6 protein-coding genes, 2 tRNA genes and 2 rRNA genes are annotated in these 12,974 nt (G+C 60.2%); 2 read left to right on the forward strand and 8 right to left on the reverse strand.

Annotated features, from left to right (window positions below; translation table 11 throughout):
- Nucleotides 1-85 precede the first annotated feature (85 nt).
- The 5 genes from ACCQ12_RS18490 to tyrS form a co-directional block, all read right to left on the reverse strand.
- Nucleotides 86-2,966: ribosomal RNA gene (locus ACCQ12_RS18490) — 23S ribosomal RNA — on the reverse strand.
- A 228-nt stretch (nucleotides 2,967-3,194) separates the two neighbouring features.
- Nucleotides 3,195-3,271: transfer RNA gene (locus ACCQ12_RS18495), tRNA-Ile, on the reverse strand.
- 19 nt (nucleotides 3,272-3,290) lie between these two features.
- Nucleotides 3,291-3,366, reverse strand: a tRNA-Ala gene (locus ACCQ12_RS18500).
- Nucleotides 3,367-3,460: 94 nt separating this feature from the next.
- Nucleotides 3,461-5,007: ribosomal RNA gene (locus tag ACCQ12_RS18505) — 16S ribosomal RNA — on the reverse strand.
- Together the 16S and 23S rRNA genes with 2 tRNA genes alongside form the textbook arrangement of a ribosomal RNA operon.
- Nucleotides 5,008-5,744: 737 nt before the next feature.
- A complete protein-coding gene (gene tyrS, locus ACCQ12_RS18510; protein ID WP_372382434.1) occupies nucleotides 5,745-6,956 on the reverse strand; it encodes a tyrosine--tRNA ligase in 1,212 nt (403 codons plus the stop codon).
- A 170-nt stretch (nucleotides 6,957-7,126) separates the two neighbouring features.
- Here tyrS and ACCQ12_RS18515 point away from each other — a divergent pair, with 170 nt between their 5' ends.
- Together ACCQ12_RS18515 and ACCQ12_RS18520 are read left to right on the forward strand one after the other, a co-directional pair.
- Nucleotides 7,127-8,545 carry a M23 family metallopeptidase gene (locus tag ACCQ12_RS18515; protein ID WP_179456629.1) on the forward strand — a complete coding sequence of 473 codons (1,419 nt, stop codon included), beginning with the start codon at nucleotides 7,127-7,129 and terminating at the stop codon, nucleotides 8,543-8,545.
- A 380-nt stretch (nucleotides 8,546-8,925) separates the two neighbouring features.
- Nucleotides 8,926-10,059 (forward strand): anhydro-N-acetylmuramic acid kinase, encoded by a 1,134-nt coding sequence (locus ACCQ12_RS18520; protein WP_372382435.1) that lies wholly within the window; start codon nucleotides 8,926-8,928, stop codon nucleotides 10,057-10,059.
- 256 nt (nucleotides 10,060-10,315) lie between these two features.
- Here the strand turns inward: ACCQ12_RS18520 and ACCQ12_RS18525 are convergent, their stop codons facing one another.
- The 3 genes from ACCQ12_RS18525 to ACCQ12_RS18535 form a co-directional block, all read right to left on the reverse strand.
- Nucleotides 10,316-10,543 carry a hypothetical protein gene (locus ACCQ12_RS18525; RefSeq protein ID WP_003489057.1) on the reverse strand — a complete coding sequence of 76 codons (228 nt, stop codon included), beginning with the start codon at nucleotides 10,541-10,543 and terminating at the stop codon, nucleotides 10,316-10,318.
- A 58-nt stretch (nucleotides 10,544-10,601) separates the two neighbouring features.
- Nucleotides 10,602-11,897: an AmpG family muropeptide MFS transporter gene (locus ACCQ12_RS18530; RefSeq protein WP_179456625.1), complete on the reverse strand. Its 1,296-nt coding sequence runs from the start codon at nucleotides 11,895-11,897 to the stop codon at nucleotides 10,602-10,604.
- 259 nt (nucleotides 11,898-12,156) lie between these two features.
- Nucleotides 12,157-12,957 (reverse strand): exodeoxyribonuclease III, encoded by an 801-nt coding sequence (locus ACCQ12_RS18535; protein ID WP_355605508.1) that lies wholly within the window; start codon nucleotides 12,955-12,957, stop codon nucleotides 12,157-12,159.
- Nucleotides 12,958-12,974 lie beyond the last annotated feature (17 nt).

The raw sequence follows: 12,974 nt of genomic DNA on the forward strand, positions 1-12,974 counted from the left end.
CCCAGTCTCGCATAGTTAACTTGTGACGTAGCTTGCATTTGATGATCTACCAACGTTCGTTGGGACCAAGGCAACTTGAGGTTATATGGTCAAGCCGCACGGATCATTAGTATCAGTTAGCTCAATACATTGCTGTACTTACACACCTGACCTATCAACCACGTAGTCTACATGGTTCCTTTAGGGGGCTTGTGCCCCGGGAAGTCTCATCTTGAGGCGCGCTTCCCGCTTAGATGCTTTCAGCGGTTATCGCTTCCGAACATAGCTACCCGGCAATGCCACTGGCGTGACAACCGGAACACCAGAGGTTCGTCCACTCCGGTCCTCTCGTACTAGGAGCAGCCCCTCTCAAACTTCCAACGCCCATGGCAGATAGGGACCGAACTGTCTCACGACGTTCTGAACCCAGCTCGCGTACCACTTTAAATGGCGAACAGCCATACCCTTGGGACCGACTACAGCCCCAGGATGTGATGAGCCGACATCGAGGTGCCAAACACCGCCGTCGATATGAACTCTTGGGCGGTATCAGCCTGTTATCCCCGGAGTACCTTTTATCCGTTGAGCGATGGCCCTTCCATACAGAACCACCGGATCACTAAGACCTACTTTCGTACCTGCTTGATCCGTCGATCTTGCAGTCAAGCACGCTTATGCCTTTGCACACAGTGCGCGATGTCCGACCGCGCTGAGCGTACCTTCGTGCTCCTCCGTTACTCTTTAGGAGGAGACCGCCCCAGTCAAACTACCCACCATACACGGTCCCTGATCCGGATAACGGACCTAGGTTAGAACGTCAAGCACGACAGGGTGGTATTTCAAGGATGGCTCCACTGCAGCTAGCGCCACAGTTTCATAGCCTCCCACCTATCCTACACAGACGAACTCAACGTTCAGTGTAAAGCTATAGTAAAGGTTCACGGGGTCTTTCCGTCTTGCCACGGGAACGCTGCATCTTCACAGCGATTTCAATTTCACTGAGTCTCGGGTGGAGACAGCGCCGCTGTCGTTACGCCATTCGTGCAGGTCGGAACTTACCCGACAAGGAATTTCGCTACCTTAGGACCGTTATAGTTACGGCCGCCGTTTACTGGGGCTTCGATCAAGAGCTTCGCCTTGCGGCTGACCCCATCAATTAACCTTCCAGCACCGGGCAGGCGTCACACCCTATACGTCCACTTTCGTGTTTGCAGAGTGCTGTGTTTTTGATAAACAGTCGCAGCGGCCTGGTTTCTGCGACCCTCTTCAGCTATAGCTCGCATGAGCCACCAAAAAGGGTGCACCTTCTCCCGAAGTTACGGTGCCATGTTGCCTAGTTCCTTCACCCGAGTTCTCTCAAGCGCCTGAGAATTCTCATCCTACCCACCTGTGTCGGTTTACGGTACGGTCTTCGTGAGCTGAAGCTTAGGAGCTTTTCCTGGAAGCGTGGTATCAGTGACTTCGCCATAAAGGCTCGTCTCGGTGCTCGGTCTTAAAGAATCCCGGATTTGCCAAAGATTCAAACCTACCGCCTTTCCCCGGGACAACCAACGCCCGGTACACCTAACCTTCTCCGTCCCTCCATCGCACTCACGCGAGGTGCAGGAATATTAACCTGCTTCCCATCGACTACGGCTTTCGCCCTCGCCTTAGGGACCGACTAACCCTGCGTCGATTAACGTTGCGCAAGGAAACCTTGGGCTTTCGGCGTGCGGGCTTTTCACCCGCATTATCGTTACTCATGTCAGCATTCGCACTTCCGATACCTCCAGCAGACTTCTCAATCCACCTTCGCAGGCTTACGGAACGCTCCTCTACCGCGCATAAAACAAGTTTTATGCACCCCAAGCTTCGGTTCACTGCTTAGCCCCGTTAAATCTTCCGCGCAGACCGACTCGACCAGTGAGCTATTACGCTTTCTTTAAAGGGTGGCTGCTTCTAAGCCAACCTCCTGGCTGTCTATGCCTTTCCACATCGTTTTCCACTTAGCAGTGAATTTGGGACCTTAGCTGTGGGTCTGGGTTGTTTCCCTTTTCACGACGGACGTTAGCACCCGCCGTGTGTCTCCCATACAGTCCGTCTCGGTATTCGGAGTTTGCAATGGTTTGGTAAGTCGCGATGACCCCCTAGCCATAACAGTGCTCTACCCCCGAGAGGATACATATGAGGCGCTACCTAAATAGCTTTCGAGGAGAACCAGCTATCTCCGGGTTCGATTAGCTTTTCACTCCTAATCACAGCTCATCCCCGTCTTTTGCAACAGACGTGGGTTCGGGCCTCCAGTACCTGTTACGGCACCTTCACCCTGGCCATGACTAGATCACCCGGTTTCGGGTCTACTGCCCGCGACTATGCGCCCTTATCAGACTCGGTTTCCCTTCGCCTCCCCTATACGGTTAAGCTTGCCACGAACAGTAAGTCGCTGACCCATTATACAAAAGGTACGCAGTCACTCTTGCGAGCTCCTACTGCTTGTACGCACACGGTTTCAGGATCTATTTCACTCCCCTCTCCGGGGTTCTTTTCGCCTTTCCCTCACGGTACTGGTTCACTATCGGTCGGTCAGGAGTATTTAGCCTTGGAGGATGGTCCCCCCATATTCAGACAGGGTTTCACGTGCCCCGCCCTACTCGTCTTCACTGGAGTGGCCCTTTTAAATACAGGGCTATCACCTTCTATGGCCAATCTTTCCAGATTGTTTTTCTAAAGCCATTCCAGCTTAAGGGCTGTTCCCCGTTCGCTCGTCACTACTCAGGGAATCTCGGTTGATTTCTTTTCCTCCGGTTACTTAGATATTTCAGTTCACCGGGTTCGCTTCCAGCAGCTATGAATTCACTGCAGGATACTGCCGAAGCAGTGGGTTTCCCCATTCGGATATTGCCGGATCAAAGCTTGTTGCCAGCTCCCCGACACTTTTCGCAGGCTACCACGTCCTTCATCGCCTCTGACCGCCTAGGCATCCACCGTGTGCGCTTATTCGCTTGACCATATAACCCCAAGTTGCCTCGGAGTTACATTTACGTGTTGTGTGGGGTACAAAGCCACCAACGCGAACATACGACTCAATTATTTAGGGACTCGAAGTCCCCGCCTTAGCCTCAACGACACGTTTAGATAGATATCTCAAACGCTCGCTACGTCACAAGTTATAAAAGAACATGTATCAGCCTCAACGCTGATCCATATAAATTCTTAAGTGTGCACTACATTCAGAGTGGTGGGTCTGGGTAGACTCGAACTACCGACCTCACCCTTATCAGGGGTGCGCTCTAACCACCTGAGCTACAGACCCGAAGTCTTTTCACTCAATATGGTGGAGCCTGTCGGGATCGAACCGACGACCCCCTGCTTGCAAAGCAGGTGCTCTCCCAGCTGAGCTAAGGCCCCAAAAGGGACTTCGCATACCGACCTGTGCCGGTATGAATCTCTGAATGCAGGTAATTTGTGAGGACGCCCGACAGGAACAATGACGTCATGCTCAAAAGGAGGTGATCCAGCCGCACCTTCCGATACGGCTACCTTGTTACGACTTCACCCCAGTCATCGGCCACACCGTGGCAAGCGCCCTCCCGAAGGTTAAGCTACCTGCTTCTGGTGCAACAAACTCCCATGGTGTGACGGGCGGTGTGTACAAGGCCCGGGAACGTATTCACCGCAGCAATGCTGATCTGCGATTACTAGCGATTCCGACTTCATGGAGTCGAGTTGCAGACTCCAATCCGGACTGAGATAGGGTTTCTGGGATTGGCTTACCCTCGCGGGTTTGCAGCCCTCTGTCCCTACCATTGTAGTACGTGTGTAGCCCTGGTCGTAAGGGCCATGATGACTTGACGTCATCCCCACCTTCCTCCGGTTTGTCACCGGCGGTCTCCTTAGAGTTCCCACCATTACGTGCTGGCAACTAAGGACAAGGGTTGCGCTCGTTGCGGGACTTAACCCAACATCTCACGACACGAGCTGACGACAGCCATGCAGCACCTGTCTCACGGTTCCCGAAGGCACCAATCCATCTCTGGAAAGTTCCGTGGATGTCAAGACCAGGTAAGGTTCTTCGCGTTGCATCGAATTAAACCACATACTCCACCGCTTGTGCGGGCCCCCGTCAATTCCTTTGAGTTTCAGTCTTGCGACCGTACTCCCCAGGCGGCGAACTTAACGCGTTAGCTTCGATACTGCGTGCCAAATTGCACCCAACATCCAGTTCGCATCGTTTAGGGCGTGGACTACCAGGGTATCTAATCCTGTTTGCTCCCCACGCTTTCGTGCCTCAGTGTCAGTGTTGGTCCAGGTAGCCGCCTTCGCCACGGATGTTCCTCCCGATCTCTACGCATTTCACTGCTACACCGGGAATTCCGCTACCCTCTACCACACTCTAGTGACCCAGTATCCACTGCAATTCCCAGGTTGAGCCCAGGGCTTTCACAACAGACTTAAACCACCACCTACGCACGCTTTACGCCCAGTAATTCCGAGTAACGCTTGCACCCTTCGTATTACCGCGGCTGCTGGCACGAAGTTAGCCGGTGCTTATTCTTTGGGTACCGTCAGAACAATCGGGTATTAACCGACTGCTTTTCTTTCCCAACAAAAGGGCTTTACAACCCGAAGGCCTTCTTCACCCACGCGGCATGGCTGGATCAGGCTTGCGCCCATTGTCCAATATTCCCCACTGCTGCCTCCCGTAGGAGTCTGGACCGTGTCTCAGTTCCAGTGTGGCTGATCATCCTCTCAGACCAGCTACGGATCGTCGCCTTGGTGGGCCTTTACCCCGCCAACTAGCTAATCCGACATCGGCTCATTCAATCGCGCGAAGCCCGAAGGTCCTCCGCTTTCACCCGTAGGTCGTATGCGGTATTAGCGTAAGTTTCCCTACGTTATCCCCCACGAAAGAGTAGATTCCGATGTATTCCTCACCCGTCCGCCACTCGCCACCCATAAGAGCAAGCTCTTACTGTGCTGCCGTTCGACTTGCATGTGTTAGGCCTGCCGCCAGCGTTCACTCTGAGCCAGGATCAAACTCTTCACTTAAAATTACATGTCCGAAGACAAATACTTTAGCTGCAGAAGTTCAACCACTGACAACTTATCGCTTGCAAAGCAATTAATATGTTGCTTTTTGATTAAACGTCTGCAAGATGGACAATCATCCTTCCTGCAGGCGTCCGCACAAATTACCTGCGCACACTGTCAAAGAACATTGGGAAGTGGCCTCAGCGCCGTTCCCGTCAGCTTCGTCGTTTCCGACGAAGCGAGCCGCCCATTATAGCGGACTTTTTCTTGCCGTCAACACCTCATTTCGAAGTGGTTGACGCTGCTTCGTTTCGACCCGAAGGTTTTCTGCGAAGCGAGCCGACCATATTAGCAGGCTTTTCATCCTCGTCAACCCCTCGTGAAGAGGAAGTTGCCGCCGCTGCACTTCAATTCGCCGTAGCGTCTTTCCGTGTAGCGAGCCGCCCATCATAGCCGGCTTTTTCGTTTCGTCAACACCTTAATTTCAAGGAGTTTTCGAACCCTTTCTGCTCTGGCGCCGCGTTTGCGGGCCGTTGCGTCGGGGGAGGCGAACTATATGCCCAGAGAACGGTTTTGGGAAGGGTTTTGTGAAAAATTTTTCACTAAGCTGCCAGAAACGTGCGCTATGGCTCACTCAACCGCGGATCAGCCTCTCGTACATCTACGAATTCACTCTCTATCTAATGGCGTGGTTCGTAAAACCGTCGAGGTTGCCGCCCTGCAGCGACCTCGACGCGCTTCAGGCCAGTCTCGAGTCAGGCACTCACGAGCGACACCCGGGCGAAATTGCGTTTGCCCACCTGTATGACACCTTCGAAGCCGTGGTGGAAGACGCGGCTGGCATCTTCCACCACTTCGCCGTCGATCTTGACCGCGCGCTCCTTGAGCTTGCGGGTGGCTTCGGAATTGCTGGGCGTCAGGCCGGCGGCTGTCAGCAAGCTGGCGATGCGCAGGCCTTCGGGCGGCACGACCACTTCCTGTAGCGGCAATAGGCTGGTGTCGCCCTGCCCTGTCACCACAGCGTGCCAGCCGGCAATGGCCTGCTCTGCGGTGGCCATATCGTGGAAGCGCGTTGCCAGTTCGCGCGCCAGACGTAATTTGACCTCACGCGGGTGCAGCTCACCGGAGGCAACCTGCTCCTTCAGACGCGCGGCCTCGGCCATGCTGATCTCAAAGGACAGCAGGTCGATCCAGCGCCAGGTCAGCTCATCGCCGATCTTCATGGTCTTGGTGACGATGTCGATGGCTGGCTCGTTGATGCCGATGTAGTTGCCCAGCGACTTGGACATCTTGGCTACGCCGTCCAGGCCTTCCAGCAGCGGCATGGTGATCACGATCTGCGGCGCCTGGCCGTAGTGCTCCTGCAGGCCACGGCCCATCAGCAGGTTGAACTTCTGATCGGTGCCGCCCAGCTCGACATCGGCTTTCAAGGCGACCGAGTCGTAGCCCTGCACCAATGGATAGAGGAATTCGTGGATGGCGATCGGCTGCTGGCCGCCGAAGCGCTTGGCGAAGTCGTCGCGCTCGAGCATGCGCGCCACCGTGTGCTGGGCGGACAGCTTGATCATGTCCGCCGCGCTCATCTGGCCGAACCACTCGGAGTTGAAGCGCACTTCGGTGCGTTCGCGGTCCAGGATCTTGAAGACCTGCTCCTCATACGTACGGGCATTGGCCAGCACGTCCTCGCGGCTGAGCGGCTTGCGGGTGACGTTCTTGCCGCTGGGGTCGCCGATCATGCCGGTGAAGTCGCCGATCAGGAAAATGACCTGATGGCCGAGCTGCTGGAACTGCCGCATCTTGTTGAGCAGCACGGTGTGGCCCAGGTGCAGGTCCGGCGCGGTGGGATCGAAGCCGGCCTTCACCCGCAGCGGCACGCCGGATTTCAGTCGCGCTTCGAGCTGATCGAGCTTGAGGATCTCTTCGGCGCCACGGCCGATGAGTGCGAGGGATTCTTCGATAGTGGCCAACCACAGACTCCAGCGGCGCTTGCCGTCAAAAACGTGAATGATGTTAAACGCGAGTTAATTTCGCGCCAAATGAAAATAACGAACAGGCTCAATGGTTTGACGCGCTGTTACAGGCTGTCTATGGTACCGGCGATTGGGCTCGCACTTCGAGCCAGCGAGGAATTTGAACGATGCAGAACTCAGAGCAGGGCCGTGCACGCAAGCGGCGCTTTCACGAACGCCTCCACGTCCTCCACGACACTGCACTGCATCGCAAGCTCAAGGCGCATCTTCCGGCGGCCTTCAACGACCGTTGGACACGCCGCCATTGGATCCACGCCAGCCTGTTCGCCACCATCGGTGCGTTGGTGGCCACCATTGTGCCGGGCTTTTCCAACGCCATCGATACGCCACTTTCCAGTCATTCGACGCTGGCATTGCCGTTACCGCCGCTGGTACCCAGCCGCAAGCAACTGGCGCCAAGCACCGATTGGGAGATTCTGCAGGTCAAGTCGGGCCAGACGCTGAGCACCTTGTTCGGCGAGCTGGGAATCCCGACGGCGGTGATGTATCAGGTACTGGCGCATCCGGGCACCAAGGAGGCGCTGACCAAGCTGCGTCCCGGTACTGAAATTGCGTTTGACATGCCGACGCCCGGCCAGCTGCGGGCGCTGCGCTTCGATCGCGATGACAGCCACCGGGTAGAACTGCGCCTGCTGGGCGACAGCGTTCGCGAAAATGTGACCGAGCGGGCGACCACGACGCGCACGGTGGTGGCCAGCGGGGAGATCAGCAGCTCACTGTATGCCTCTGCCGGGAAATCCGGGCTGTCGCCGGCGGCGGTGGCGGTCATGACCGATGAAATCTTCAAATACGACATCGACTTCGATAAAGACCTGCAGCCGGGCGACCGTTTCAGTGTGGTGATGGACGAGACCTGGCGCGAGGGCGAGCGGATCAGTACCGGCGACATCCTGGCGGCGACCTTCACCACCGGTGGCAAGACGTACACCGGCTTCCGCTTCGAGCGCGCCGGCAAGCCGGCCGAGTATTACGACATCACCGGCCGGCCCTTGAAGAAGAGCTTCATCCGCATGCCGGTGGCCTATAGCCGGATCAGCTCCACCTTCGGTGCGCGCAAGCATCCGGTGCTGGGCACCATGCGCATGCACAAGGGCGTGGACTATGCGGCCGCTTCGGGCACGCCGATCATGGCGGCCGGCGATGCGCGGGTGGTGTTTGTCGGCACCCAGCGCGGCTACGGCAATGTGGTGATCCTGGATCACGGCAAGAACTACAGCACGCTGTACGGGCACATGTCGCGCTTCGGCAAGATCAAGGCCGGCCAGCGCATCAACCAGGGCACGGTGATCGGCTATGTCGGCATGACCGGCCTGGCGACCGGCCCGCATCTGCATTACGAATTCCGCGTGGCCGGGCAGCAACGCAACCCGATGTCGGTGACGATGCCGCCGCCGGAGCCGCTGCAAGGTGCCGAGCTCGCGGCCTTCCGGGCGCAGACGGCGCCGGCCCTGGCGCGTATCGAAGGCATGGAAAAGTTGATCTATGCCGACGCCGCCAAGCCGGCCAAGGGCAAGTCGCGCGGTTGAGCGGCTGCGGCCAGGTGACTGCGGCAGTTGCTGCAACGGTGGCGCCGCGCGGGCCGCGCAGAACGCCGACCACTGTATGCAGCCACGCTGCGTGGCTGATCCGTCTGCAGCCACCGCTGTGGTCCGCTGGTGTTGTAAGCGCCAGTAGCTCCCACACCCTGCACTGGTCTCACCACCCTCCGCCGTTGCCTAGGTGCGATGGCCGCAGAGGCCTGAGATCTGCGGGGGGAAACTCCGCGCCGCCGTGGTCCTGGCGGCACGCGTCCCGAGGTGAGGTCCGGTGGCGATGCGGGTATCGCGCATCAGCGTCGCGTGCAAGACCGGTTGACGGACCTGGCCCGGCTGCACAAGCTGGCCGACCGTGCATCTCTGGCTTCGGCATGTCTGTCCTGGAACGCGTTGACTCTCCGCTCTATCTTGGCCTGATGTCGGGCACCAGCGCCGATGGCATCGATGCGGCCCTGGTGCGTTTTGCCGATGACAGCCACCGCCGCTGCGAACTGGTTGCGGGCACGACCGTGCCATGGGCGCCGCCGCTGCGCGATGCCCTGATCGCACTGGGCCAGGGCGCCGAGACGGTGGCCATCGATGCACTGGGGGAACTGGATGCGCAGGTGGGGCTGGCCTTTGCGGACGCCGCCAACCGGTTGATCGCAGAGAGCGGCGTTGCGCGGCAGCATCTCCGCGCGATCGGCTCGCATGGGCAGACCATCCGCCACCGGCCCAAGGCCGACCCGGCCTTTACCTGGCAGATCGGCGATGCCAGCCGGATTGCCGAGCACACCGGCATCACCACGGTGGCCGATTTCCGCCGCCGCGACGTGGCCGCCGGTGGCCAGGGTGCGCCGCTGATGCCGGCCTTTCATCTGGCCATGCTGGGTGCGGGCGATGAGGATCGCGCGGTGCTGAACCTGGGCGGCATCGGCAACCTGACGCTGATTCCGCGCGATGGCGCGGTACGGGGCTTCGACACCGGCCCGGCCAATGCGTTGCTGGACAGCTGGTGTCAGCAGCACCGCGACACGGCCTTCGATGCCAATGGCCTGTTTGCCGCCAGTGGCCACGTCGATTCGGTCCTGCTGCAGGCGCTGCTGGCCGACCCATGGTTTGCGTTGGCACCGCCGAAGAGCACCGGGCGCGAGCAGTTTCATCTGGCCTGGGTCCGGGAGGCGATGGGCGGCAGGGCGCTGCAGGCGGCAGATGTGCAGGCGACCTTGCTGGAACTCACGGCGGCCACGGTGGCCGAAGCCTTGCTGCGGCTGCAGCCGCAGACCCGGCGCGTGCTGGTGTGCGGCGGCGGCGTGCGCAACCCGGTGTTGATGGCCCGCCTGGCAGCCGGCTTGCCGGGCGTGGTGGTGGAATCCAGCGCGCGGCACGGGCTGGATCCGGACTATCTGGAAGCGATGGGCTTTGCCTGGCTGGCGGCCGAACTGCTGGCCGGACGCCCGGCGAACCTTCCGTCGGTCACCGGGGCAGCGGTGCCACGGCTGCTGGGGGCGATCTATCCGGCGTAAGCGCAACAGCGGGCCGAACGGCCGCGCCGCTTTGACGGTGGAGGCTGCTCGCGCAGCGCATGCCTGATTTGTCGACCGACGCTGCCGCTGGACAGGAATACGGCTGATGCGGCAAGCCGCTGGCGATGGTCTGTCCGTCTGGCTGCGTGAACTGCGCGAGCGGCCGGGAGGCAGGCTCCTCGTCAGCGCCATCGCCGATCGTCCGTCTTCCGGGTCGGCGCCGTATGGTCCGCGCCAGCACCACCGGCATCCGTTGTCAGGGGTTGTTGCCCGCCGGGAGCGCCTTGAGCGCGGCGATCGCTTCGGCCAGGGCGTCGACTTCCGGGTGCTGCAGGCCACCGGTGACTTCGTATTCGCTGGCGAACAGGCCTTGCTCGAGCAGATGCATGACGGTCTGGTGCTGGGTCCAGCCACGTGCGACGGAAATGCGACGGATGCGGTCCACCAGCACCGGGTCGATGTCACGCAATACCAGATCGGTCATGCCCTTCCTCGTGCGACGGATTGCCCCGCCGGCATCATCGGCAACCTTGGCGGACGTTTCAATCCGGTCGGCGGTCGTGGGCCAACAGGCGCGGCCATAGCCAGGCCAGCAGTGCCAGGGTTGGAATCACGGTGAGGGCGCTGAGGATGAAGAAGGTGCTGTAGGAGGTCGACTGCACCAGAAAGCCGGAAACGCCGCCGGCAAACTTGCCCGGCAAATTGGCCAGCGACACCAGCAAGGCGTACTGGGTGGCGGTGAAATTGCGATTGGTCAGCGATGACATGAAGGCCACCAGCACGGTACCGGCGAATCCCTGGAACAGGTTGTCGGCACTGAGCGCGGCATAGAACGCCCACAGCTTGCCCGGGTTGTGCGCCATCAGCAGGAAGGCGAGGTTGGACAACGCCACGCCCAGGGTGGCCACCAGCAACATCCGCCGGAAGCCGTATGCGGCCACCGCCGCACCGCCGGCAAAGGCGCCGACGATCCCGACCCAGACGCCGAAGAGTTTGGAGACGGTGGCGATGTCGGCCTTGGTGTAGCCGGAGTCCAGATAGAACGGCCCGGCCATGACCCCGATCACCTGGTCGGGGAACTTGTACAGACCGACAAACAGCAACAGCACGATCGCCAGTGCCAGACCATTGCTGGAAAAGAAACTCGAAATGGGTTGCCAGAATGCGCCGGCGACATCGACGCGGCGCACCACCGTGGTGTCCGGACGGTCCGGCTCACGACAGACCAGGGTCGTGATGATCGGCAGCAGCATCAGCGCCGACATGCCCACATAGGCCCAGGTCCAGCCGAGATATTCGGCCATGTACAGCGCACCGGCGCCGCCCAGGATCAGGCCCACGCGATATCCCAAGGTGTAGGTCGCCGCCAATGCCGCCTGGGCGGTTTCCGGCGCGATCTCGATGCGATAGGCATCGACCACCGAATCCTGGGTGGCGCCCCAGAACGAGGCAAACAGGACCCAGCTCACCAAGCCGGTCACGCTCAACTCCGGACGCGAGAAGGCCAGCGCGGCCAGGCCGATGGTGACGCCGATCTGCGCGACCAGCAGCCAGGACCGGCGCCGGCCCAGGAAGGCGGTGAGCGGAAACGCATAGCGGTCGATCAGCGGCGCCCAGAGGAACTTGAGCAGATAGAAAAAGCTGGCCAGGCTGATCAGCCCGATGCTGCCCAGGTCCAGGCCGACATCGCGCAGCCGGGTCGACAAGGTCTGCGAGGCGATCAGCAAAAATGGCAGCCCGCTGCCGAAGCCGAGCAGCGCCATGGTCGCCGCCGATGGCGTGGTGAAGGCCTGTCGGATGCCGCGCAGGCCTTCGTAACGTTGTGCAGGCTTGGTCATGCGTGCAGCCGCTGGATGCGGTAAGCGAACGAGACGAGGCCGCCATTGTGGCCAGCACCTGCGCGGGCCGGGTTGGCGGAAGCGAACATTGCGCTCGGTACCGGAGGAGCTGCGAGGGCAACGTGGCCCACGGCGCAACGGCGGCGCCCAAGCGGCGCGACGTTTCTCGTTGCGGATACCTGCGGACTGCGCGCAGCCGACTGCCTGGTCGCCCCGGCACCGTGGCGCTGCGCCACTTCAGCCAGCCGCGGGCGCTGACTCACAGCGCGTAATCCACGATGTAAGGCGCGTGGTCGGAGAAGCGCTCTTCGCGATAGATCGAGCAGGCTTGCAGGGTCTCGCGCAGGCCGGGGGTGACCAGTTGGTAGTCGATGCGCCAACCGACGTTGTTGGCGCGCGCCGCGCCGCGGTTGCTCCACCAGGTGTAGTCCTGGCCTTGCGGGTGCAGGACGCGGTAGCTATCGACCCAGCCGCGGCCTTCGGCGGGGTTGGCGTCGTCTGCCGCGTCGGCGCACAGGCCGTTGAGCCAGTCGCGCTCGGGCGGCAGGCAGCCGGAATTCTTCTGGTTGGACTTCCAGTTCTTGATGTCCAGCGCAGTACGCACGATGTTCCAGTCGCCGCACAACACGTACTGGCGGCCGCTGGCCAGCCACTCGTCGAGGATCGGCCGCAGCCATTCCATCACCTGGAACTTGTAGCCCTGGCGCAGCTCGCCCGAAGAGCCGGACGGGATATAGAAAGAGACCACGCTGAGGTTGCCGAAGCGCGCCTCGATGTACCGGCCTTCTTCGTCGAACTCGGGCCAGCCCAGGGCGGTGCGCACTTCGTCGGGTTCGCGCCTGGCATAGATCGCCACGCCGCTATAGCCCTTCTTGGTGCTGGCATCGCGAAACCAGGCCTTGTAACCGGCCGGCAAGAATTCCGGCCCGGCCAGCTGGTGCTCCTGCGCCTTGGTCTCCTGGATGCACAGCACGTCGGCATCCTGGGTGGCGAACCAGTCGAAGAACCCCTTGCTGGCGGCCGAGCGCAGGCCGTTGGCGTTGAAACTGATGATGCGCATGGGCGTGAATGGGGAAT

The organism is Xanthomonas sp. NCPPB 1068, assembly GCF_041479385.2.
GTDB lineage: Bacteria > Pseudomonadota > Gammaproteobacteria > Xanthomonadales > Xanthomonadaceae > Xanthomonas > Xanthomonas cannabis.